The following is a 24,101-nucleotide window of genomic DNA, read 5'->3' on the forward strand; positions in this document are numbered from 1 at the left end:
CGTGGCTCGTCATACCCTTTCATTATACCACTTTCCTTGGCCTTTTTTCAAGGGGAAATAGCAGAGCAGTTCGGATTTTCTTTCAAGAAAATCATTTCATTTTCTGAAAATCTGTTATTATTTATTATCAGAGCAATTATAACTCTTTTCGTTCGGATTTAATCCCATTTGGCCAGCAGATAAGTCCCATCTTCCTGACGCTTGAACCAGAGGTAAATCTCATCAAGGTCCGCATAAACCAGGACAAAGGTCTGGGAATCATTCCAAAAGCCATAAGCTGTCGGCAACCCCAGCAAGTCCAAGGCTTCCTCCAAGCTCGCTCCCCCCTGACCATTATCCGCCAGGCCAACCGCCAAGGGCTTGACCAAATCCCGTAAATAGCCCTTTTGATTGGTCCCCTCAATCATGCGGCTCTTAAAAGGTGTTCCCTCTACCAAGGTTTTCAGCTCATCAGTCGCCATATAATTCATGTCCTTCTCTTGTAGCACCCAGACCCCATTTTCCTCCTTGAAAGCCAAGCTCACCCTCTGGTCATACTCGCGCCATAAATAAAGCTGGTCGGTAAAGGTCCCCGTGTAGAACACATAAAGCCAGCCCTTATCGTAGTCAAGTAAGTTTGGCTTGCCCCGCTGGGCCACCACCTCATCCAGAGAAATCGGTTGTCGCTTGTCATCCCACTCCAGACTGTAGCGATCCGTCAAAGCCTCAAAACTGGCCACGTCCCAGGTGAAAACATACTCAGCCCGACTAGCTTGATAGGCTTGATTCAAATCGGCCTTTAGCTCTGCCTCGGCCACTTGGGAAGCATTCATGGATGAGGGATCCGAACTAGGCTCAACTGATGGCCTTGAAACTGACTCATGAACCACTTCTCCAAACTGCTCACGTTGACGAGAAGCGGTCGATAGACCCTGATGAATGAGAATTCCCAAACCAAGCACTCCCAATAAGACAATCGCTGAGAGCGTCAAGATGGACTGACGACCTGCCGCTGCAACCACTTCTTTCTCATGGACAGCCTGAATGCTCTGGTTAATCTGCTGCCAGTCGGACCTTGTTTTCTTAGCCATAACCCCTCCTTAACACCTAATCCGTGTCCTTGCTAGACAAGTAGAAGTCGCCATTTTCCCTGGCCTGAAAGGTCAGATTAACCCAATCATAAGGGGCCTCTTCTGGTTGCCGATAACTTAAAAACAAGGTTCTCTCCAAACCACTTTTACTGCTGTAAATGCTAGGAGCCTGCTCAGATAAACTCGATACCACTTCCGTAGGCTGGCCATAGAGCGTCAACACCTCCGTTAAAGAGAGGCCTCCTTCGCCTGTCTCACTATCTCCGACACGAAGTTCCTTAATGTCAGCGTCGTTAAAAGCTCTAGCATAGACACCCTGCCCTAACGGGCTTACAAGGGAGTTTTTCAAGTCGTAAGCGAACTTACTCACCAATTTGGATGGAACAGCTTCTGTCGAAAAGCTAAGGCTAACCTGCTGAATTTTAAAGGTCACTGGATCTTGAATCTCATAAATTAGAACAAAGGACTGACTACTTGGGTAATCCTCACGCTTATGGGCTGGACCATAGGCGTCTAGGACCTCCTCTTCTGTCATCCCCAACTCAAGGGCGATAAAATCCTCCTCTGTCCAACTAAACAGCCGAGGTTGCTCTTGACGCACTTGGTCAGCGAGACGCGAATTTTCCCTATGATTGGCCGCTAGTAAATACCAACCCCAAACTAGGGCAATCAGGACGGCCAGGAGGCCCACAACTGTCGCATAAGGCCAGTTAGGGCTTGGCTCGACCGCCTCTAACTCTTGAACAAGCGAGTTGAGATTATGGGACGATGTAGAGGTGGTGGCTTTCTTAGGTTGTTTTACTCTTTTACTCATAGGACTACTCTACCATATTTTCAGGATAAAATACAGGTAAAATATTGTGACAAACTGGCTTTTACGGTAAAATAGTTACTAAAGAGAGGTAAACGAATGGGAAAGAAATACAAGAAACACAAGTCAGCTGAAGAACAGATTATCGGTATCATTGTCCTAATCATGATTTTAGGCGGTGCCATAGCCACTATCCTACCTCTGGCCCTGGTTGGTTTGGTGGGTTACGGGGGCTATCGTTTGATTAAACGGCAGCTGACTCTCAGCCAAGCCCAGACTGCCCAACGCATCCAGAACCTCAAGGACACCATCAAAGTGACCGACCAGAAGCTCCAGTTGCTGGATCAGCACCTAAAAAACAAGGCTTACGAGGACTATCAAGACTTGTCGCGCCAGCTATTGCCCCAACTGAGTAGCATCCAAACAGAAGCCACCAATCTGCGGGCCAAGATGGGCGAGCAGGTGTACGGGCGGATTTCCAGCAAGGTGACCCAGGTGACGGGGGACATCACTAGCACCTTGGATGAGTTGAGCGGGCTTTTGGCTGTCAGCAAGGAGGAGCGGCAGATCGAGCAGCTAGCACCAGAAATCCTGGCCAGCTACCGCAACATCAAGAGGGATGACGAGCTGATTCGGGAGAAAATCAAGCAGGCGGACAATCGGGCCGAACTGTCGGCCCTCCATGCCGCCAACATGAATCGGTTCGAGGATATCTTGGAGGGCTACCTGAAAATCAAGCGGTCGCCCAAGGATTTTTATAATGCAGACGAGCGATTGGCCCTAGCCAAGACGGCTCTTGAGCAGTTTGATGTCCAGTTGGACAAGACCCTGCAAGAACTCAACGAAACCGATTTGGCGGATTTCGAGATTAGCCTGCGGCTGATGAACCAGAAGGAGGTAGACAATGGCCTTTAACAAACGCTTTTGGAAATTTGCCCTGGTGACCAGTCTGCTCTTTTTTGGGGGACTTCGTGGGGCGGCCTTCCTAGTGCTTTCTGGTATTAGCTTGATGAGTTTTTGGGCAGTTCACCCTCTCATCAAACGGTGGGCTAACAGCCAAAACTACCTGCCCTATACAGGCTTTTTACTGGCCATTACTGCTCTCATTCCCCTGGCCGTTATTCGAGACTATTTTGGAGCTCTCATCGGGTTCACCAGTATTCTCTGGGGAGGTTATGCGGTGACCAGCCACCTGCCTGGCAAGGAACAACCCAAATTGACCGGCAAAAAGCCCAAGGCCTTAGGAGCAGTTCAAGACCTGAAACATCGGGTCAAGGACCTCAACCAGGCCTTGGAGACCTTGGCCCAACATCGGCCCCGTCTGGATTGGGCCAGTTACAGGGAAAAGGCCGTTGACCTCCTCCAAGCTCTAGACCAGCTCAAGACCGACCTGACCAAGCAACGGCGGCGATTAAGCACCACCACTTATAAACGGTTGATGGCTCGGATTGAGACCGAGGAGAACCAGCTCAAAGAGACTCTGACGGCTGAACAAGCTCCCGCTCAACCAGCCAAGGAACCGAATTTGGCTGATCTGCCCTTGGACATCAGGGAGACGGTGCTAGCCATCTATGCGGACAACCAGACCATTATTGAACAGGTTAAGGCTAGCACCAGCGGTAACCAGGCCGAACTCTTGCAGCTCCACCAGACCAACATGGACCGCTTCCAAAGCATTCTGACTGGCTATTTGGCCATCCAAAAGAGCCCTAGCCACTACTTTGACGCCCAAAATCGACTGAACACGGCCAAAACCAGCATGGAAGCCTTTGCCCATTCCCTCAAAGAACAACTCCGCCAGCTCAATGAAAACGACATGCGGGAGTTTGAGGTCAACCTGAGGTTGCTCAACGCCACAACAAAACAAGGAGATAGCTATGAGCCAATTTAATTTCGACATCGACAGTATTGCCAACAACGCCATCCAAAAGACCGATAAGACCACCGAAATCATCCAGTCTAGCACGACCACAGGGACGGGACAGATTGCTTTTTTGGAAAAGCTGACGCTGGACCAACAGACGGCCATCAGGGCTCGGGTTCCTCAGTTGGTTGATGGCTTTATCAGCGACCAAAACAGCCTCTTGGACTTTGGCCAAGCAGCTGTCGAAGAGGTCAACAAGACCGTCAACCACATCCTGTCTGAGCAGAAAAAACTGGACATTCCCCAGGTCGATGAGCTGCTGATGAACACCAACCGCGAACTCAACGGCTTTATCGCCAAGTACAAGGACGTCAAACCGGTCGAATTGGAGGCCAAACCCAACTTCTTCCAAAAATGGTTCAAGCAGGGCAAAAACACCCTGCAAGAGTTCTACTTTGATGCCCAGAACATTGAGCAGAAAATGGACGGCATGGCCGCCCAGGTGGTCAAACAGGAAGACAGCCTGGCCAGAAACATCGTGTCAGCTGAGCTATTGATTGAAGAAAACACCAAGTCCATCGAAAACTTGGTTGGGGTCATCGCCTTTGTGGAAGCCAGCCAAGAAGAGGCTTCCCAACGGGCCAACCAACTCCAGACCCAGGTTGCAGCCCTGGACCTCCAATCGCCTGACTACCACATCAAGTCTGAGGAATTGGCCCGCCTGACCGAGGTGGTTAACACTTTGGAACAACAGCATACCGAGTACATCAGCCGCCTCTATGTGGCCTGGGCCACCACCCCGCAGATGCGAAACCTGGTCAAGGTCTCGTCTGACATGCGGCAAAAATTGGGCATGCTCCGTCGCAACACCATTCCGACCATGAAACTGTCCATCGCCCAGCTGGGCATCCTCCAACAGTCGGTCAAGTCTGGTGCCACCGCAGACGCCATCGTCCGAGCCAACAACGCTGCTCTGCAAATGCTGGCTGAAACCAGCAAGGAAGCCATTCCAGCCCTGGAAGCGACCGCCCAGACCCCAACCCTGAGCCTGGAATCGGTCACCGCCATCGCTGAAAGCCTAGTTGCCCAGAACAATGGTATCATCGCTGCCATCGACCGTGGCCGCCAACAGCGGGCCCAGTTGGAAACAGCCATCATCAAGTCGGCCGAAACCATCAACGACTCCGTCAAAATTCGTGACCAGAAAATCGTCCAAGCCCTGCTCAACGAGGGCAAAACCAGCCAAGACCAACTCTAAGAAAATGCCCCAGCAAGAGAACTTGCCGGGGCTATTTTATCATCAGTGAAGTTCAACAATTAACGAGGCAATGGGCAAGAGACCGTCCCAACACTCAAGGGGACTGTTAAAGGAGAGCCTAGAAAGAAGAAAGCGAGCTAGGAACATCAGGTCTTTATTGTCGAAGGGGATCACTGATTACTCGCCGCCAAAAAAGCCAGGGCCTGCTCCAAATCCACATCCCGTTCGAGGTGTTCTGGCGTCCAAGGAATGTGAACATCAGGCAAGATACCGATGTCAGTCATTCCCTTACCAGTATCAATCCCCAGGTACCGTGACGTTGGAAAAACCAAACGAAACTGCTCAAAATCCGCCCAGCAACAGTTGGCATAATCCAAAATCCCCATAGTGGGTCGCCCCATGACCGTCACCTTGTCAAAGAGACTGGTCAGCCAGACAAAGTTATCCCCCGACGACCCGCAGGTCACATCTGCTAAAACAATGACCCGCTCTGGTCCATCGGTTCGCCCAACCAACTGGTCTGCTCCGCTATTGTCCGAATCCTCATAAGCAACAAAGCCCTGACCACGCTTGGCCAACAAATCTTCCCGAAACGCTTCTAGAAAGGCACGCTCCTCTGGCAAAAGACCCGAATCAGCCAAATCTTCCTCAAACATGACCAGCCGCAGGTCGACGTTTCGCTCGGTATAAAGAATCTCCATGCCGTCATCAGATCCCGCCATCACCTCCGCCAAGGACTGGCCCGCCCCCAACAAGTAGGGCAAAAGCGGGTAATAAAGCCCGTCACTGCCCCCATGATTGACCCGCACATCAATGATAAGGTTTTTATTTTGGGCCATAGCAGAGCTGGCTTTCTCGTAGAGGTCTGCGATTCCTTGATTGTCCGAAAAATTTTCCATCTTCAGGTAAACCGTATCAGGATTCAGCTGCTCAAAAACAAACGGTTTAGGCTCAGGCAAGTCCTCCTGACTGACCCGCCCAATCTTCACGTCCATCACCTGACCAGATCGCTCAAGCCTGACCACATTTGCTTCAGCCAGATAAGCCACCCATTCGTGCCCCTGCCGTTCAGGTGTTTTGGACACAAAGTAGTCTGGGTGTACCTTGGCAAAGGCATCCACGCTCAAACCGTCCAAATGTGTGACCTTGTCACCCACCAAAAGACCAGTCTTTGCCACCGCCTTGGTCACATAGAGGCCTCCCTCATGGTAACGCACCTTGAACCCGTAAACCGCTTGTTCATCCCGATTCCGAAAACTGAGATGGTGCAGGCAGTTAAAACTGGTCAAATACCGCTGAACCAGAGCAACAAAGTCTCGGTCACTCATGTCCTCCCTAATCTGCTCACGGTAAGGGGTTGGGTCTGCTCCAGTATAGTCTTTCTTGGTCGCTGAATCCTCACGCACCAACTCAACCACCTGGTCAAAAATCTCTTGTTTGGTCATCGTCATTCCTCCTTAAAACCAGTATAGCAAAAAAAGGCCTGACGGCCTAAGGTTTTTGCATATTTGCAACTTATTTTTTTAGTCTATCCAGCAAGGGCTGATAGTAGTCCTTGGCAAAGCCCATGTCCAGCTGGTCAAAGATGGATAGGATGGTTTGGATTTTTGTCAGCCCAGCCTCATCTCCCTGCAGGTAATCCCGATAGCCCTGGGCAATCCGATAAACCATCCGCAGGTAGGCATCCCTATCCCTGTCAAAGTGCTTCGAAATGGTCTGGTCAAACCAGTCCGCTAGGGCAAATTCACCCTCTTCTACGGCCAGGAAAAAGCCGTTGAGCAAGATGGCCTGCATGGTGCGACGGTTGCGAGGATAGGTGCCCAGCTCTGCTATTTTCCCCATCATCTCCTGGCTGTAAGCCTGATAAAGGCGAGCGGGAAAGAGAGGGCTGGTGTGCTGAAAGAGGAGGAGCTCGTAGGCCCCCCAGACCTGGGCGGAAAAGAGGTAATCGTGGAGGAAGTCCTGCTCCGCCTGAGAAACAGGGGTCTGCGGGTCCCGCTGAGCTATGACCACTGAAATCATGAGCCGATTGAGGCGGTGGTAGGTGGTCTTGCCGTCTTGCCGCTCCAAGTCCTGTTCACACTTTAAGAGTTGCTGTAGCCCTGCCAGGTCCGCCTCATGCACCTGCTCCAAGAGGTTTTCCAACTCCAGCTGAACCGAGCCAGACAGGAGCAGACCAAACTCACCGGGATCTAGCGAGAGGTTCTTGAGGGCTGTGAAGAGCTTGTCTGCGGCGAGACTGGTCTCCCCTCGCTCAAACCGTGAAAGCACGGAGGCTGAAAACGCTCCACCTGTGACCTCCTTCAAACTCAGGCCTCTGCTCTGCCGAATCGCCTGAAACACCTGTCCTAACTCTGCCATCGCTTTCCTTTCCAAAAAACCAGCCACAGAGGGCTGGTTTCATCACTTTATCTTATTCCACGCTGAAGAGGTATGGGTAAACTGGTTGGTCACCTTGGTGGATTTCCACTTCCAGGTCCTCATACTTGTCTTCCAAGTAGGCTGCCAAGTCTTCAGCCACGTCTTGGTCACCGTCTTCACCCACGTAAATCATGGCGATTTCGCTGTCCTCGTCCACCATCTTGTCGAAGGTGGCACGCAGGGCCTCAACCATGTCTGGGGTTGACACCAAAATCTTGCCATCAACCATGCCCAGAATATCATTCTCACGAATTTCCAGACCATCAATGGTAGTGTCACGCACCGCCAGGGTCACGCTACCGCTGACCACGTCAGACAGACTAGCTGTCATGGCTGCATGGTTGTCTTCCAAACTGGCTTCTGGGTTGAAGGCCAAGAGGCTAGTAAAGCCTTGAGATACCGTCCGAGTTTCAACCACAAGAGCAGGCACCTCAGCCACTTCTGCTGCTGATTGAGCCGCCATGAAGATGTTCTTGTTGTTTGGCAGGATGATGACCTGCTTGGCGTTAACCGCCTCGATAGCGGTCAAGATGTCCTCAGTTGACGGGTTCATGGTCTGACCACCTGAAATCACGTAGTCAACACCTTGTGAGGTGAAGATATCAGACAGACCCTGACCAGCCACCACGGCAATGAGACCGAAGTCTTTCTGAGGTGCAGCTGGCTTGGCCGTATCTTTTTGCAATTCAGCCGAGTGTTGCTCTCGCATGTTGTCCACTTTGACCTTGACCAGCATGCCGTACTTGAGGCCTTCCTGCATAACCAAACCTGGGTCTTCGGTGTGAACGTGAACCTTAACGATTTCGTCGTCATTGACCACAAGAAGGGAGTCACCAAGCGTGCTCAAATAACCTTGGAATTCCTCATAGTTAAAGTCTTTGACAGCTGTCGGACCTTGACCCAAAGCCACCATGATTTCCGTGCAGTAGCCAAAGGTGATGTCCTCAGTCGCCACATGACCAGCAACTGACTTGTGGTGCTCGGCGTTGATCATCTCACCCATGTTAGCTGGAGTTGGCTTGAAGTCTTCTGAGGCGATGTACTCGCCTGTCAGGGCCGCCAAAAAGCCTTCGTAGATGTAAACCAGACCTTGACCACCTGAGTCCACCACGCCAACTTCTTTGAGAACTGGCAAGAGGTCTGGGGTCTTGGCCAGGGCACGTTTGGCCCCCTCAAGAGTGGCTGTCATGACCTCAACCGCATCATCTGTCTGCTCGGCTTTTTTCAAAGCAGCCGTCGCCGCTCCACGAGAAACGGTCAAGATGGTGCCTTCAACCGGCTTCATGACCGCCTTGTAGGCCACTTCAACCCCGTTTTGGAAGGCCGCTGCCAAATCCTTACCGTCCAGCTCAACCTTGTCCTTGATGGACTGGCCAAAACCACGGAAAAGCTGAGACGTGATAACCCCTGAGTTACCACGAGCACCCATGAGGAGACCTTTAGAAAGGATTTGACCAACTTCGCCAACGGTTGTTGCTGGCTTGTCAGCCACTTCCTTGGCCCCATTATCCATAGTCATGCCCATGTTGGTTCCTGTGTCACCATCTGGCACCGGGAAGACATTGAGGGAGTTAACGTACTCCACCTGCTTGCCCAGACGGGTTGCTGCCGCCTGAACCATTTCCTGCAATAAACTGGTTGTAATCTTAGTCACTTAGTTTTCTCCTGCTACCTTGATGTTCTGCACAAAGACGTTAACCGCCTCAACAGTGATGCCCAACTGGCTCTCTAGGCTAAACTGAACACGGTCTTGGATGTTTTTAGCCACTTCACTAATCTTCACCCCATAACTCAGCACCGTGTACACGTCAACAGCAATGCCAGCGTCAGTCGCCTTAACCACGACACCCTTAGCATAGTTATCCCGACGCAAGAGTGCCTGAACGTTGTCCTTAAAAGCAGCTCGACTAGCCATGCCGACAACGCCGAAAATCTCAGTGGTCGCCCCGCCAACAACGGTAGCGATCACCTCATCTGACAACTCGATTTGACCATCTTTAGTATTGATTTTTACAGTCATAAGTCTTCCTCTTTTTCTTTTGAACAATAGCAAAGCTTCTAAACAGCAGAAGCCTATCATCTTATTTTACCATATCTTTCTAGTCTTGTAAAAACATAGGAAGTCGCTCTACCATTTTCCCAAAGAAAAAACAGCCCAAGGGCTGCCTTTCGATTAAACGCGTTCTACTTTACCAGATTTCAACGCACGAGCTGAAACCCAAACTTTTTTAGGTTTACCGTCGATAAGAACAGTAACTTTTTGCAGGTTTGGTTTTACAGTACGCTTAGTTTGGTTCATGGCGTGTGAACGGTTGTTGCCTGATACAGTCTTACGACCTGTAAAGTAACATACTTTAGCCATTGTATTTTCCTCCTAGGTAGAATATGTTTGGATGTGCTAGCACCACATACCTAACCATTCTAGCATAAGATACAGCCTTTGGCAAGAGGAAAAGCTACTTTTTTTGCTCATCCACATAAACGATGCACCAATCCACCAGCTCCTCCAAGCGTTCGATTTGCTCGGTCATGTGGAGGTAGCCAATGATGGCCTCAAAACCGGTCGAGATCTTGTAGGGTGTTTTTGACAAGTTACGCCAATGTCCTCCTTTAAGACCGCTGCTCCAAAAATACTCGAACGTACGACAGGATTTCTTCCTCACAGCGTTTGATGTCAACGCTATTCCAAGTTCCCTTCGCTGTCACCATTGCCATCCATTGCAGTTTCAAACTTTGCCTCTCAAACAGTCCTTTTTTAGACCACTGCTCATACTTTGCCGTCGGCGTCAAATTGCCAAACTTAGAGTTCTGACTATTGGTAACTAAACAGAGATTACCAAAAGAGTGGAGATAACAGTCATCGAGACTATCCAGGGCTTGCCGATCAGGATGCTGTGGGTACCAATGTTCAACCGAACTCCGATAGGCAAAACGAAAACGACTTGCAGCATAAACATATCCTTGCAAAGCTTGACGATTTTTCCACAAAGCATAATCTGTTACATTAAAAGCCAATACAGACAAATCACCATAGGCTTTCAGTTGCTGATCCTCGTTGAAAAACGACTGCCTTCTTTGAACTTCTTGGCGAATCAAATCTTCTAAGAAAAGTACAAACTGCTCTCCAAAGTTATGATGGTGCAACCACTCACGATTGGTAAATAAGAACGACAAGGTATCATATAACCAACGACTATCCTGATGCGATGTAAAAGTCACCACAAACATAGACTGAATCATAAGAATCGTGTCTTGAATAACCTTGTTAGAAAATGTATTTTCTTCCCTTAGATAAACATATTTCCAAGTCTTACCGCCGTTATTTTCATCTTTCCTAACAGCTTTTTTTAGCACCCAGTTGGTTTCTTGTTCCCCGCTATCAGACTGGTCATTGCGGACAATAAAATTATCAAAAATAAATTTGACCGTCAGTAAATTTTCACTAAACCTCTCTACCCATTCACTATCCTTTTGAACCTCTTCAAAAGATTGCAAGAGTTTTTTATCATCAAATTGAATAGCCTGAGCTGGAGTCGTTAAGTATAAAACACAATAGAGCAAGGTATTAAAATTGGTAACCGCCTGATACTTAGGTAAATCTTCTTGATTATCCTCCAATGATGAGACAATCACATTTCCATCAATAGCTTGAAGCAAACTGATTGTTTGCTCTGTTTTAGTTGTCAGTTTAGCATAAACATCTCTTAAGTGATAGTTGTTGTAATCCTCGTGCAGATGCTGATTCCTAGAAAAAATCTTCTCTCGTTCCTCTGCCCCATGATTAGGCCTGGACTTCTTCTTGAAAAATGTTATCACTGGCCTATCAATCTCAGCACAAGCATCCCATATCTTACTAAATGCCCTTGCTTTTTCCTCATCATCTTTAACGAGAATCCCCATCATCTGAGCCTTAATAATCTCATGTGCTTCCAACTGCTCCCCACGAGAATTAAATCGTTCAAAGTAAAGATTCAAATCTAAATCCGTCGGCAGTTCATTTTTAAACAAGATAACCCTATGAAAGAAGTAGTCAGAGAAATCTTCCTTTTCTGCTACTGATAAGTCCTTAAAGACCTCCCTCAAAGCACGACAGGTTACCTGATAACCTCTGGCTAATTCACCCTCTGACTGCTCCGAAAGACCTCCCTCATCCAATAACACCTTCAAGGTCTCATTGGACCTTGTCCGTGCTTGAAAGATCAGGTTGATTGCTTGCAACCCATTGACGTGATGCTCATTTCTCAAGGCCAAGGCCAACAAGGTCAGGGCTGTCGTTCGCTGCTGCCCATCAATAAGATGATAGCCCCCATCTTTTTTATGGACCACCAAGGTACCAATATAATAATTATCACGCACCTGATAAACATCCAAAATATCTCTAATCAGTTGCTCAATTTCAACACCTGTCCAGGAAAAATTACGCTGATACAGCGGAACAATATAGGTCTCGTCATTCAATAATTCCGAGACGGTCAAAACAGTTCGATCATTCATTAACCTTCTCCACAACTTTCTCTAACGTCCAATTGTCAAACTTATCCTGGTCTATCTGTTGTAAAAAATCTGTTGGGCTGCTACTATTAACCAGCACCTGTAACAATTTTTGGACAGCATCCTTTTGATTTTGGAAACGCCCACCCGCAGCATAATTTGCCAACGTCGCATCAAAGAGCCGAGACTGTTTCAAAGGATAATGTGACCAAACCAATAGTGCTTCAACCACATCGCGAGTCAGCTGGTCCGATCCAAATCTATCCACAAACAAGGCCAACAAATTCTGAAATAAATTCCTAGGCCGCTTCAATCGTTCTTTAGGCTTAAACAGTATCTGCTCAAGCTCATTAGATAACAAGCCTCGATTTTCTAAATACCGATACGACAAGACATTACTCACTTCTTGATGGGCATAAGCAATGTATTCAAAAAAGGATTCTCCATTGATAATTGGCATGGTCAGTGATTTTGGCAAGGAGATTCCGCACTGCTGTAACTCCTTGTAGAGTTGAAGATAAGGAAAGCTTGCCTCTTCTCCTGTCCCTAGAGCAACACCCTTAAAATCATCTATATAAGCCTCTGTAAATCTCAGGTAAGAACCATAACGTTTTCTCGTTAGAGCAGTTTCCCCCTGCGACCACCGCCGCATTCTAAACAAATACTGGTCAAATAAGACTTTTAGCGTCAGGGCCTCGTCATCAACAATCCTCTCCCACTCGGAAATCAGTTGTTCAGTTGGCTTGTCAATATGCCTCAAATGATAAGCTTTAAGCAAATCATGAGGCTCCAAAGACTTGCCACGATTATTCTGAGAGTCAAAAAGTTGAAAGGCCTCCCCAAGCCTGTCCTCTGGCATGGTAATAACAGACACCTGACAGCGATTCAGTAAAAAATCACAGATTTGAATCGCATACTCCTTATTAAGAGCAATAAGTCGCTGCCATTCCAAGCTGTTTTCTCTGGCATTTTTGCAAGAAGTCTCTCCAAACTCCTGATGCAATAAGTTTGTCGCACCAGCATATTGTTCTAGTCTCCCCAAAGCATGAAGAAAGAGGGAAATAGAAATCAAGCGTTGCTGCCCATCCACAATATCAAGACCTTGCCCTCGTTCATGCAAAATGATGGCGCCAATCTGATAAGTGGCCTTTGTCATCGCCTCCTTGACATCGTAGAAAAGATTGCGAATCTGTTTTCTTTCCCACTTATACGGCCGCTGGTAGCCTGGAACATGAAGAGTGGCTTGGCTCAACAGCTCCCCTATCGTCTGATGAGTGAGGGTAATCTCTGACATATATGCTCCTTTATATTTAGATATCTAGTTAATCCCTAAAATCCGCTTGATGATTTGAATAGCATCCTCTAGGCTGTGGCAATAGCTAACACTTTGTCTGATCTGATTAATCTGAAAATCAGAGACAAACAGCGACGTTGACACACTTTGGGTATCCCAATCATTAGAAACCGTAAACATATAATCTCCGTTCCACTCTGTTTTAATCGCTAATGAAATCATTTCCTTCTTACTTGAACAATGGTCAGTAAATAAACACCTGTTCTGATGTCTATCCCCTAGTTAAAATCTCTTCATTGTTTTTTCAACCAATCCCTAACAGCTTCTGCTGTCGCTATCCCCTTTGCCTCTTGCAGATCCCGACAGATTGTCTCAAAAATCGCCTTGATACGTTCTGGGTAACTGAGAGCCCTGATATCCAACTGGTAATGCTTGGCAATGCCTTGCGAACTCGATAGGTTCCTCCCTTGTGGATAGAGTCGCCTGGTGATTTCTTGCGTGTCAAGATAAGGTTCTTTTAAAGAAGCCAGGCCACATTTTTTCAACTGTTCAGACAACAGCCCTAAAACATAGGTCTGATTATGGCAAACCAAAACGGTTTCCTGACAAAAACTCAAGAGCCCTTGTAGTGCTTCTGCTAGACTAACAGCCTGCTCCAAGTCCGTCTCTGTCACTCCTGTTAGTTGTTTGGTAAACTCTGACAGGGGTTGACTCGGTTTGATAAATGCCTCATAAGCTTCAAGCGTTTCGGATAGGGTAAATGTCACCGCAGAAATTTTTATGACATCTCGTTCACTTGGCCATGTAACGACCGAAGGGCGCTTAGGCTCATTCTCCCTAGAACCGCAACGCCTTGTCTCTCCAAAATGGCTAGAAACCTCTTCGGTATCCGTAAGATAATGATGCTGGTCTTCAACAGTTACGACTGTAAAGAGTGCTTCTTGTAAAAGTGTTTTTGGCATAACTAACCTCTTTTCTTCTTGATAAGGCTAGCATACCAAAGCTGGTAGACTGTTATTGTCCACCTAGTCATCTGAATACTGTTTTTGCATCTTTTTAATGATTTCTTTTAATTCATCTACCAAAGATTGCGGCGATAAAACCTTAAGGACATCTCCCTGACTGAGCAACCAGCGTTTAAGACCTGGAGTATTCTGACTCATTATCTGAATCGTTGCCCTGCCATTTTCTGAAGACAAGATTCTCGCCTCAGGAAACTGGTCAAGTACAATAGTCGAATCAGCACTAAATGTCAATTTCACCCTGATGCTACTCCCAAGATAGGCATCAACATGATGGTTACGAACATCACCGTCACGGAACTTTTTACCGTAGGAAAGAACCGGCTTTTTCTCCGAGGATAGCGACCAGCAACGAATACGGTCAAGCTTGAAAGTTGTGTAAGTCCGATGGTAGAGATGATAGGCTACTAGGTAAAAATAGTGACTATCGTAATAGAGCGACACAGGAAAAATCGTGTGCTCCTTGCTCGTCTCTCGGTAAGGAGATTGGTAGTCAATGGTCATCACCTGCTCCTTGTAAATAGCTTGTGCCCATGCCCAGACCTTATCAATCCGATTCTGCGTATCGCTCAAGGGAGTATAATTCAACCGTTCGCTAGCAATAATGGCCTGAACCTCCTGACGTTCCTCCTTAGAAATCAAGGCTAACAAACTATCCAGTAAGGCTTTATTTTCTTCCTTGTTAAGGGCTCGATTTTCTAGTAAAATTTTGGCGATAATGAGGATATCCTTCTTGTTAAACAAAGATTTTCCCTTGAGGTAGCGAGTATGGTGCTTGGCATCATAGGATAGCTCACCTGCTATCATCGGTTGGGTATCTATAAAGTCACTCAACCGAGAAAAATCTCTCTGAATCGTTTTTGGATCGACTTCAAACTCATCTGCCAATTGCGATTTTGTCAAATGAGCCCCAGACTGTAATCGGAGAAAAATACTCAATAGCCGCTCTTGATCGTTCATTTTACACTCCTTTCTATCATTATAGCACATCCTAATTTCTGATTGTAAAACCGATAGGTCGATTTACAGGTATTTTTTGATTCAAATCTGCGATACTCGCCTGAATATCTTGCTCACTTAATTCTAAAAGTGAGTCTAGATTACATTGTTCCAATTGATCAGCTGCAACTAGTCGCTTCGCTTGATGGTAGATTGCTCCTTCAAAAATCTGACGAACATAACGGCCATTCCCAAGATTTTCTTGCCCGACCAACGAAGAAAAATGGTTCAATAAAAAGTCCAAACAAATGGCTGAACAGCTGTATTGCTGCCTACTTAAATAACATTCAAAAATCGCAAGTAGCTCCTCTGGGTTATAATCCTCAAACATAATTTCTCGGGAAATTCGTGATTTTAATCCTGGATTAGTATCAATAAACTCTCTCATCAGCTCTGGGTAACCTGCAAAAATAACCAGAACCCTGTCTCTACGATTTTCCATCTCCTGAATTAATGCAGGAATAGCCTCAGTCGCAAAGTCTCGCTCACTCTGAGGAATCAAACTATAAGCTTCATCAATAAATAAAACACCTCCTTCAGCTTCATCAAAAATACGCTTAATTTTAGGAGCTGTCTGCCCGACATATTCACCAACCAGGTCTGCCCTACCTGCTTCGACTAGCTTATTTTGAGAAATCAGCTGATAATCGTAGAGTATCTTAGCATACAACCTTGCTACTTCAGTCTTTCCTGTACCAGGAGAACCTGAAAAAATAAGATGACCAAGTTGTTCCTGGACAGGCAATTGGCGTCGCTTTCTAAGCTGTTCCAATCGTTGATAGGCTAACACCCCCTGAAGCTGCGATTTAACCTTTTCCAAACCAATCATTTGATTCAAGGTTTCTAGTGCTTCAGACGATTTGTCTGCCGTTCGTGTCAGTTCTTGGTTTTCTTCAAATAATTCACTAATTCTCAGCAGTGCCAGCTGCTTTTCTTTCCTAGCAGTATCAGCAACTAAAGCTATCACTTTCTCAACAAATTGCCTGATATCCCAACTATTTTTCAGACCCGCACATCCAACAACATAGTCCAGCAAATCCCCCTTATCAACTCGCAATCCTTGTTTTTCTAATAAGTAAAGAGCAATCTTTCCTAATTCTTCTCTGGAGTATTGAGGAAAATGAACAACTTGAACCTGATAGAACACCTGGGACAATTCCTGGCGTAATTGCTCCGCTTCTTGACTGGTGCTAGCAAAAAAGATGGATAAATTAATACCAGTCCCAGATAGCAATGCCTCTAAGATATCTTTCTTTTTAAAAATTCTTCCTTCCTGGTAATGTAACGTCACCGCGAATTCATTTGATTTTAACTTAGTATCCCCAAATCCAGTAGCGTTAATCCAAACCGCTTTTTTCTCAAATAATGCCTCAACAATAGCCACACCATATTTCCTTCCTGTTCCTCTAGTCCCAGTAAAAATATAGCAGATTGGAGTAGGAATAATTCCTTGTTTATTAGCATAATCATGATAGGCAACCAAGTTCTTAATACACTCTTTAAATTCATTTAAACCAATTATACTAGATAATTTTTCTAAATATTCATGATGCGGTATCAAAATATTCTGCTTTGGCGAGAGCTTATCGCTTAATAAAAAATAACCAATTTGTCCAATCTTTTCTTTCCCTACTTGTTGAATAAAACTAGACTGTGGAAAAGCCTCATACCTAACAAGTTCCATATCCTCGCCAAATAAGAACTGCACTTTTTTTGACAGTGCCTGACGACTATGTTCCTCAGGAAGGACGAAAAAATACTCTTTTTCTCCACATGCTAAATAAAGCCAGCCCTTATCTTCTACGAATTGATCATCCAACAAATACTTAGGAGGCTGGCTTTTGAGCACATCTACCCTATAAAAATACATCTATCTTCTCCTACTTATACGCTGTTATATCCTAACTATACTCCAAAGGGAGGACAACTATAGTCCACTTCATTACAAATTGAACAAAATATCCATAATTTTTTACAAAGCATGTCATGTAATCAAAAACAGTAGCTCCTACGAGCTACTGTTTTTGATTATCCACATAAACGATGCACCAATCCACCAACTCCTCCAGACGCTCGATTTGCTCGGTCATGTGGAGGTAGCCGATAATGGCCTCAAACCCCGTCGAGATCTTGTAGGTCACCACGTCCGTGTTCTTAGCCTTGGTCTGGCTGTTGGCATTGCGGCCCCGCTTGTAGATGTCGATTTCTTTTTCGGTCAATAGCTGCGCATCCAAGAGGGCTTGGACCAGCATGGCTTGTGCCTTAGCCGACACATAGTGGGTGGCCAGGCGGTGCAGTTGATTGGGTTTAGTCTGGCCAGTCATGATGAGGTGACGGCGGACATACATAGAGTAAACCGCATCCCCCTCAAAGGCCAGGGCAATCCCGTTAATCAGGTTAACGTCAATGGTTTTTGTCACAAGAAACCCTTCTTTTCTTTCATCATAGGCCGTTAACTAGGGTATTCCTAGATTTAATCACGGGTCCACCGAACCCCATCCTTGGTGTCTAGGAGCTTGATGCCCTGGGCAGCCAGCTCGTCACGGATACGGTCAGCGGTGGCAAAGTCACGGTTGGCACGGGCAGCCTGACGTTCGGCAATCAAAGCTTCGATGTCGCTATCCAGCACTTCTTCCTCAAAGACAATACCAAAAACCTCCAAGAGCTGGCCAAAGGTTTCCTTGACTGCCGCCGTGTAGTTGCCTGAGTTAATCCACTTGGCCAGGTCAAAGATGACGGTGATGCCATTGGCGGCATTGATGTCATCGTCCATGGCGGCGGTGAACTGGGCCACAAAATCAGCCAGAACAGCCTCATCAGCCCTTTCGGTCAGGGGCTGGGTGTAGGCATTTTTCAGATACTTGAGGTTGACCTCAGCATCGTAGATGGCTTTTTCAGTAAAGTTGACTGGCTTACGGTAGTGCTGGGTGGCCAAAAAGAACCGCAAAACCTGACCGTCAACGGTCTTGAGCATGTCATGGACGGTGACAAAGTTGCCCAGGGACTTGGACATTTTCTCGTTGTCCACATTGACAAAGCCGTTGTGGAGCCAGTAGTTGGCAAAGGTCTTGCCGGTCTTGCATTCGGACTGGGCGATTTCGTTGGTGTGGTGGGGAAATTCCAGATCAGCCCCGCCACCGTGGATGTCGATGGTGTCACCCAGAATCTCCGTTGCCATGACCGAGCACTCGATGTGCCAGCCTGGGCGACCTGGCCCCCATGGGCTGTCCCAAGAAATCTCGCCTGGCTTGGCGGCTTTCCAGAGGGCGAAGTCCAGCGGGTTTTCTTTGCGGGCTGTTTCCTCGTCCACACGGCCACTAGCCCCGACTTCCAGGTCGGCCAGAGTTTTATTGGCTAATTTGGCGTAGTTTTCTGCCTTGTCGACTCGGAAATAGACATCCCCATCCGCCTCATAAGCGCAGCCATTTTCCAAAAGAGCGACAATAAAGGCCAGAATCTGGTCCATGTAGTCCATGACGCGCGGGTTGTCGGTCGCAGGCTTGACAAAGAGCTGGGTGGTGTCGGCCTTGAAGGCGGCGATGAAACGGTCGGCCAGCTCCTTGGGCGTCTCGCCCGTCTCGGCAGCGGCCTTGATAATTTTGTCGTCCACATCAGTGAAGTTGCTGACGTAGGTGACGGCGTAACCCCGGTACTCCAAGTAGCGGCGAATGGTGTCAAAAGCCACCGTGGAGCGGGCATTGCCGATGTGAATGTAGTTGTAAACCGTCGGCCCGCAAACGTACATCTTAACCTTGCCCTCTTCAAGAGGCACAAAGTCACGCAGGCTGCGGGTCATGGTGTCGTAAAATTTTAGCATCGTTTTACCTCGTTTTTAGGGTAATGGCAGAGCAGATTAGGATGGTTTTCGGCTGAAGCGCAACTCCGCAAAGTTGCCAAACTGGGTCACGCCATCCAGCTGGTAGAAGCGGGTAAAGACAGGCTGGGTGAACACGGGTACCCCCTCACCTAAAATCACGGGGGCAATCTGGATAATCAGATGGTCAAACAAGTCCGCCTCAAGGAGCGGGGCAATCAGACTATTGCCCCCAACAACAAAGACATTTTTCTCAGCAGGAATGGACCTGACCAGCTCGACCACATCCAGGGCTACTGGCTGGTAATTGGCCACACCCAGCTCCGTCGCGTGGGTCAGGACATAATTGGTCGTCTGAGCGTAAAAATCCTCAGCCCCCTCCATCTGAGCAATGTGGTCAAAGGTTCGCTTGCCCATGATGGTCACATCCATCTGGGCATAAAAGTCAGGATAGGTACTCTCCGCCTCGTCCAGCCCCTGAGCCAGCTGGTCCAGCCAGTCAATCCGATGCTGGCTATCTGCCAGGTAACCGTCCATGGTCACACAACCGTAAAAATAAATAGTCATTTGATCTCCTTTTTAGGGCAATAGCAAAGCAGAGTCAGTCTAGTTTTTCTTATAAAGTCGACAGAGATAGGCTGACAGGCACAGACTGGCCAGCCCTGTCACTCCAGCGGCGGTCAGGTTCCCCTCCCAGAGGGTGGCACCGCAGACCAGAATCAGAAAGAGGGTCACTAGGCAAATGAATTTGTGTCGCTCATAAAAATCAAACATGGTTTTCTCCAAAAAGATTAAGCAGTCAACGCCCTCGCTATCACCAAAACCACCTCAAAGAGGGCCATGTGATCAGTCTGGTCTCGGCCTTGGAACTTGTCCCAGACCCGCTGGTCAGGGTCCAAAAAGTCGGTGGTGTAGAAAAACTGGTAGACAGGCACCTGGCGGAACTGGCTCCAAGCCATGAGGGCGGTCGCCTCCATGTCCACCACCTGAGCCCCTGCGGCCAGGCGTTTCTTGACCTTGGCTGGTGTCTCTCGGTAGAAGGCGTCCGTGGTCCAGGTCTTGACCCGCTGGCAGCTGAGGCCTGCGGCCGTCAGGGCTTTTTCCATAGTCAATAGCAAAGCTGGGTCATAGCCAATTTCATCGCTAGCAGGAGCATAGTGGTAGCTGGTCCCCTCGTCCCGTAGGCCAGAGGCTGGTAGCAAAATCGCTGACCTGTCCAAGTCCTTGTCCAGAACCCCACACGAGCCCAGAACGATAACTCGTTCAAAGCCCACCGCATGAAGTTCTTCCAGTTGACCGACTGCCATGGCGGCCCCAATTGGCAGGAGAAAGAGGCCCAATTTCAGGCCATCTTTTTCCCAAATGTACCAAGGGTAATCACCATTGAGGCTGGTCAAATGGCCTGCTGGAGCTAGGTTTTCACGAGCAACCAGGTCACGAATCAGGTTGCCATTGAAAGAGGCTAAGAGGACTGAACAAGTCTCTCCTGCTGTCACATCATAGACCTCAGTCGGCTCGATGACTGCTCGGCTATTGTCAAAATCAGTTAAAAGCATAGGGTTTCCTCCATCTAGGGGCTAAAGTTCTGACGAGTTGTGGCTGGTCTCCCGCAGCTGGTCCAGCTTGGAGGTGTAGTAGCGGTTGTCCCGCTCCTGCTCCAGCTGGTCGATGGCGGTCTCGTCCTTTTGACCATGAACCCGAACCACTCGGGCAGGCACGCCCACCACGGTCACGTCAGCAGGCACGTCGGCCAGGACCACCGAGGCCGCACCCACCTTGGCTTTTTCGCCGATCTCGATGGGGCCAATCAGCTGGGAATGAGCCGAAATCAGGGCCCCACGGCGGATGGTCGGATGGCGTTTGCCCGTGTCCTTACCCGTTCCGCCCAGAGTCACACCGTGATAGAGCATAACCCCTTCCTCGATGATGGCGGTCTCTCCAATCACCAGGCCAGACCCGTGGTCGATGAAGACCCCAGGGGCAATCTGGGCCCCAGGGTGAATCTCAATCTGGGTCCAGAACCGCCAGAACTGGCTGTGCATGCGGGCCAGGAGCTTTAGGTCATGTTGCCAGAGCCAATGGGAGACCCGATGGGCAGCCAGGGCCTTGACCCCAGGGTAGGTCAGCAGGACTTCCGCTGTCGTCCGAGCTGCCGGATCCAATTCTTTTACAATGTCAATGGTTTGTCGCCACCAGCCCATGCTGATCTCCTTTCCTGGGTCTTCTCTGTATTTTTTTGGAAAATCTTCTAAAACAAGTCAAAGTATGTGCCGTTTTTCAGAAAAAATTCTGAAAAATTATTCAGTCAAGCCTACCAGATGTCTTGTATTTCCAAGTGATTTCTGAAAACCTGCTGTTCCAGCTTAAATCCAAGTCTCATCCATCATTTTTCAGAAATCTTTCTGAAAAATGCCAATCCTATCCCTGCCAATCTTACTCTGGCAAGCTCTCCCAGTCAAAAAGCGCCATGGTCTCGTCAAATGGGTTAATGGCAATGCCTGTTGTTTCTTCTAAGATGTTCTTGCCTGATGGCGGAGTTTGGAAGTGGTCCAAATTCCAGACCAAAACCAGACCAGACAGCTCGCGGAACTTGCCACCAAATCCTTTATCATTGTACCATTTGGCAAAGCTGACCAGGTTGGAGAAGACCGGCACGTAGTGCTTGCCTTCTGGATTGGTCATCATGGCAAAAATCCGAACTTGATTGCCTTCCTCATCCTTGCGGTGGTAGGCTGGAACCAGGTAATTTTTCTGACCCAGACTGGCTTTTTGATTATCGGCACCCAAAACCAGGTTAAGAACCTGAGTGTGGTGGTTAATAAAGTTAATCAAATCGCTGGTTAAAATCAGGGTTGAATTCCCATCGTCCCCTCTTTGTTTCAGGTTAAAAGCTAGGGCAGACAGTTTCTGCTCGATAGCTTCCCGCAAGACCTCCAAAACAGAGCGGTCTACCCAAGTCTGATAAGCACTGCCTGGTTGTGTCAAACGAAACTGTTCCAAATCAGCAGAGTCAGTAAAGACTGGCACAACCTGCTTACCGTCAACCTCGATGGCATAAGGCTTGCTGCTAGCCTTAACGGTTTGGCCGTGAAAGGCATTGACCAGACCCAAAGCATCCAAAAAGTTGGTCGGATCAGCGATGAAAGCCCGCAGGCGTTTGTCCAATTCCAGAGTCATCGTACTCTCCATTTCTTGTTTTTATAGGGGAAAAGGCAGAGCAACTCTGCCATTTTTCCATATCCATGCCAACGACCCAGCCCATCAGGCTTTTTCAGGCGAATGGGCTGTCGCTAGTCATTAGTCTGCCTTCTTCTCAGCCTTTGGTGGGCGAGGGAGCAGAGCCTTCATAGAAGCATCCACACGGCCTTTCTCGTCGATTTTGATAACCTTAACAGTCACGGTATCGCCAATCTCCACCAGGTCCTCAACACGGTTGACCCGGTTCCAGGCCATTTCAGAAATGTGAACCAAGGCGTCCGTCTTGTCAAAGAGGTTGACGAAGGCACCAAATTTCTCAATGCGGACAACCTTGGCCTCGTAAACCTCGTCAACCTTGGCTTCACGCACTAAGCCAGCGATAATCTCCTTAGCTCGGTTGATGGCATCTTGGTCGCTAGAGAAGATGGACACCAGACCGTCTTCTTCGATGTCAATCTTAACACCAGTTTCCGCAATAATCTTGTCGATGGTTTCGCCACCCTTACCGATAACAATCTTAATCTTGTCAATAGGGATTTGGATGGTGTCAATCTTGGGTGCAGTCGGTGCCAATTCAGGGCGAACCGCAGGAATAGCCTCATGCAGGACATCTAAAATCTCGAAACGAGCCTTCTTGGCCTGAGCCAGAGCCTCTTCCAAGATTTGAGCGGTGATGCCCTCAATCTTGATGTCCATTTGCAGGGCGGTAATCCCCTCACGGGTACCAGCTACCTTGAAGTCCATATCGCCGAAGTGGTCTTCAAGCCCCTGAATGTCGGTCAAGATGGTGTAGTTGCTGCCGTCTGAAATCAGACCCATGGCAATACCCGCAACAGGCGCCTTAATCGGCACACCGCCAGCCATGAGGGCCAGAGTGCCCGCACAGATAGAGGCCTGTGATGAGGAACCGTTAGATTCCAAGACTTCAGCAACCAGACGGATAGCGTAAGGGAACTCTTCCAAGCTCGGCAGAACCTGCTCCAGAGCCCGTTCACCCAGGGCACCGTGACCAATTTCACGACGGCCAGGAGCCCCGTAACGGCCAGTGGAACCAACAGAGTATTGCGGGAAGTTGTAGTGGTGCAAGAACCGTTTCTTGTACTCGTCTTCCAAACCATCGATGATTTGGGTCTCACCCATCGGAGCCAGGGTCAGAACAGACAGGGCCTGGGTCTGACCACGAGTAAAGAGACCTGAACCGTGCACCTGCGGCAGGAAGTCCACTTCCGCATCCAGCTGACGAATCTCGTCCACCTTACGGCCGTCAGGACGAACCTTGTCCTCGGTAATCAGACGACGGACTTCAGCATGCTCCATGAGCTCCAAGATTTCTGCCACGTCACGCATGATGCGGTCAAATTCGTCGTGACCCTCAAACTTGGCTTGGTAGTCCGCAATCACTCGCTCGCGAACGGCGTTTGTCGCATCTTCACGGGCCAGTTTTTCTTCCACTTGGACTGCCGTCTGGAGGTCGGCATTGTAGGCAGCCACGATTTCCGCCTGCAGCTCAGGGTCAACCTGGAGCAACTCCACGTCAGCCTTTTCCTTGCCAACTGCTGCCACGATTTGCTCTTGGAAGGCGATCAGTTCTTGGATGGCTTGGTGGCCCAATAGCAGAGCTTCCAGCATGATTTCTTCTGACAACTCTTTGGCGCCAGATTCCACCATGTTGATGGCTTCCTTTGTACCAGCCACCGTCAGATCAAGCAGAGAGTTGGCCTGCTCTTCCTTGGTCGGGTTGATGATGAACTGGCCATCCACATAGCCGACTTGCACACCAGCAATCGGTCCGTTGAAAGGAATGTCCGAAATGGACAGGGCCAAGGAGCTACCAAACATAGCCGCCATCGGAGCGCTAG

The 24,101-nt window shown here is 48.3% G+C and carries 24 protein-coding genes and 1 pseudogene (1 of these 25 running past the window's edge); 3 read left to right on the plus strand and 22 right to left on the minus strand.

Features of this window, described 5'->3' with window-relative positions:
* Window positions 1–158: 158 nt before the first annotated feature.
* Together AC3ARB_RS09940 and AC3ARB_RS09945 are read right to left on the minus strand one after the other, a co-directional pair.
* Window positions 159–1,070: a hypothetical protein gene (locus AC3ARB_RS09940; protein WP_488320401.1), complete on the minus strand. Its 912-nt coding sequence runs from the start codon at window positions 1,068–1,070 to the stop codon at window positions 159–161.
* A gap of 16 nt (window positions 1,071–1,086) precedes the next feature.
* A complete protein-coding gene (locus tag AC3ARB_RS09945; protein WP_488320402.1) occupies window positions 1,087–1,884 on the minus strand; it encodes a hypothetical protein in 798 nt (265 codons plus the stop codon).
* A gap of 96 nt (window positions 1,885–1,980) precedes the next feature.
* Between AC3ARB_RS09945 and AC3ARB_RS09950 the strand changes: the two genes are divergently transcribed.
* The 3 genes from AC3ARB_RS09950 to AC3ARB_RS09960 are packed head-to-tail and all read left to right on the plus strand — an operon-like array spanning window position 1,981 to window position 5,003.
* Window positions 1,981–2,796 carry a hypothetical protein gene (locus AC3ARB_RS09950; protein WP_488320403.1) on the plus strand — a complete coding sequence of 272 codons (816 nt, stop codon included), beginning with the start codon at window positions 1,981–1,983 and terminating at the stop codon, window positions 2,794–2,796.
* On the plus strand, window positions 2,786–3,772 hold the full coding sequence (locus tag AC3ARB_RS09955) for a hypothetical protein (protein WP_488320404.1): 987 nt from the start codon (window positions 2,786–2,788) through the stop codon (window positions 3,770–3,772). Before AC3ARB_RS09950 ends, AC3ARB_RS09955 begins: the two co-directional genes overlap by 11 nt.
* Complete coding sequence (locus AC3ARB_RS09960; RefSeq protein ID WP_488320405.1) at window positions 3,759–5,003, plus strand: toxic anion resistance protein; 1,245 nt, start codon at window positions 3,759–3,761, stop codon at window positions 5,001–5,003. The genes AC3ARB_RS09955 and AC3ARB_RS09960 overlap by 14 nt, the downstream gene beginning before the upstream one ends.
* A 170-nt stretch (window positions 5,004–5,173) precedes the next feature.
* On the opposite strand, the gene AC3ARB_RS09965 is transcribed toward AC3ARB_RS09960, so the two are convergent.
* The 20 genes and pseudogenes from AC3ARB_RS09965 to pnp all read right to left on the minus strand — a co-directional run.
* A complete protein-coding gene (locus AC3ARB_RS09965) occupies window positions 5,174–6,448 on the minus strand; it encodes a S41 family peptidase (RefSeq protein ID WP_488320406.1) in 1,275 nt (424 codons plus the stop codon).
* A 70-nt stretch (window positions 6,449–6,518) separates the two neighbouring features.
* Window positions 6,519–7,364, minus strand: coding sequence for an Rgg/GadR/MutR family transcriptional regulator (locus AC3ARB_RS09970; protein ID WP_488320407.1), 846 nt, complete (start codon window positions 7,362–7,364; stop codon window positions 6,519–6,521).
* A gap of 52 nt (window positions 7,365–7,416) precedes the next feature.
* Window positions 7,417–9,078, minus strand: a complete 1,662-nt coding sequence (locus tag AC3ARB_RS09975; protein ID WP_488320408.1) for a DAK2 domain-containing protein — start codon at window positions 9,076–9,078, stop codon at window positions 7,417–7,419.
* The gene (locus AC3ARB_RS09980; protein WP_488320409.1) at window positions 9,079–9,444 is read right to left on the minus strand and encodes an Asp23/Gls24 family envelope stress response protein; all 366 of its coding nucleotides are present in this window, start codon (window positions 9,442–9,444) and stop codon (window positions 9,079–9,081) included.
* Window positions 9,445–9,597: 153 nt separating this feature from the next.
* Window positions 9,598–9,786 carry a 50S ribosomal protein L28 gene (gene rpmB / locus AC3ARB_RS09985; protein WP_001140949.1) on the minus strand — a complete coding sequence of 63 codons (189 nt, stop codon included), beginning with the start codon at window positions 9,784–9,786 and terminating at the stop codon, window positions 9,598–9,600.
* Window positions 9,787–9,880: 94 nt separating this feature from the next.
* Window positions 9,881–10,000 (minus strand): annotated as a pseudogene (locus tag AC3ARB_RS09990) (Mini-ribonuclease 3); the annotation flags it as partial.
* A gap of 34 nt (window positions 10,001–10,034) precedes the next feature.
* Window positions 10,035–11,918: a GmrSD restriction endonuclease domain-containing protein gene (locus tag AC3ARB_RS09995; protein WP_488320410.1), complete on the minus strand. Its 1,884-nt coding sequence runs from the start codon at window positions 11,916–11,918 to the stop codon at window positions 10,035–10,037.
* A complete protein-coding gene (locus AC3ARB_RS10000) occupies window positions 11,911–13,209 on the minus strand; it encodes a DUF262 domain-containing protein (protein WP_488320411.1) in 1,299 nt (432 codons plus the stop codon). The genes AC3ARB_RS09995 and AC3ARB_RS10000 overlap by 8 nt, the downstream gene beginning before the upstream one ends.
* 24 nt (window positions 13,210–13,233) lie before the next feature.
* Window positions 13,234–13,431, minus strand: coding sequence for a hypothetical protein (locus AC3ARB_RS10005; RefSeq protein ID WP_488320412.1), 198 nt, complete (start codon window positions 13,429–13,431; stop codon window positions 13,234–13,236).
* 71 nt (window positions 13,432–13,502) lie between these two features.
* Window positions 13,503–14,171 carry a 3'-5' exonuclease gene (locus AC3ARB_RS10010; protein ID WP_488320413.1) on the minus strand — a complete coding sequence of 223 codons (669 nt, stop codon included), beginning with the start codon at window positions 14,169–14,171 and terminating at the stop codon, window positions 13,503–13,505.
* A gap of 63 nt (window positions 14,172–14,234) precedes the next feature.
* A complete protein-coding gene (locus tag AC3ARB_RS10015; RefSeq protein ID WP_488320414.1) occupies window positions 14,235–15,191 on the minus strand; it encodes a helix-turn-helix transcriptional regulator in 957 nt (318 codons plus the stop codon).
* Window positions 15,192–15,222: 31 nt separating this feature from the next.
* Window positions 15,223–17,100: an AAA family ATPase gene (locus AC3ARB_RS10020; protein WP_488320415.1), complete on the minus strand. Its 1,878-nt coding sequence runs from the start codon at window positions 17,098–17,100 to the stop codon at window positions 15,223–15,225.
* Between the two features lie 145 nt (window positions 17,101–17,245).
* A complete protein-coding gene (locus tag AC3ARB_RS10025) occupies window positions 17,246–17,650 on the minus strand; it encodes a Mini-ribonuclease 3 (RefSeq protein WP_488320416.1) in 405 nt (134 codons plus the stop codon).
* Window positions 17,651–17,703: 53 nt separating this feature from the next.
* Window positions 17,704–19,047, minus strand: coding sequence for a cysteine--tRNA ligase (gene cysS / locus AC3ARB_RS10030; protein WP_488320417.1), 1,344 nt, complete (start codon window positions 19,045–19,047; stop codon window positions 17,704–17,706).
* Between the two features lie 36 nt (window positions 19,048–19,083).
* Window positions 19,084–19,611 (minus strand): dihydrofolate reductase family protein, encoded by a 528-nt coding sequence (locus AC3ARB_RS10035; RefSeq protein ID WP_488320418.1) that lies wholly within the window; start codon window positions 19,609–19,611, stop codon window positions 19,084–19,086.
* A 39-nt stretch (window positions 19,612–19,650) separates the two neighbouring features.
* Entirely contained in the window at window positions 19,651–19,818 is a 168-nt protein-coding gene (locus AC3ARB_RS10040; RefSeq protein ID WP_488320419.1) for a hypothetical protein, read from the minus strand.
* Window positions 19,819–19,835: 17 nt separating this feature from the next.
* Complete coding sequence (locus AC3ARB_RS10045; protein WP_488320420.1) at window positions 19,836–20,600, minus strand: nucleoside phosphorylase; 765 nt, start codon at window positions 20,598–20,600, stop codon at window positions 19,836–19,838.
* A 21-nt stretch (window positions 20,601–20,621) separates the two neighbouring features.
* Complete coding sequence (gene cysE / locus AC3ARB_RS10050; protein WP_488320421.1) at window positions 20,622–21,245, minus strand: serine O-acetyltransferase; 624 nt, start codon at window positions 21,243–21,245, stop codon at window positions 20,622–20,624.
* 232 nt (window positions 21,246–21,477) lie between these two features.
* Window positions 21,478–22,221: an SseB family protein gene (locus tag AC3ARB_RS10055; protein ID WP_488320422.1), complete on the minus strand. Its 744-nt coding sequence runs from the start codon at window positions 22,219–22,221 to the stop codon at window positions 21,478–21,480.
* Window positions 22,222–22,341: 120 nt separating this feature from the next.
* Window positions 22,342–24,101 carry the 3' portion of a polyribonucleotide nucleotidyltransferase gene (gene pnp / locus AC3ARB_RS10060; RefSeq protein ID WP_488320423.1) on the minus strand. 364 nt of this gene lie beyond the right edge of the window, so only the last 1,760 of its 2,124 coding nucleotides appear in the window; its start codon lies off the right edge, out of view — the gene reads right to left on this strand; the stop codon is at window positions 22,342–22,344.

The organism is Streptococcus sp. ZY171113, assembly GCF_057748235.1.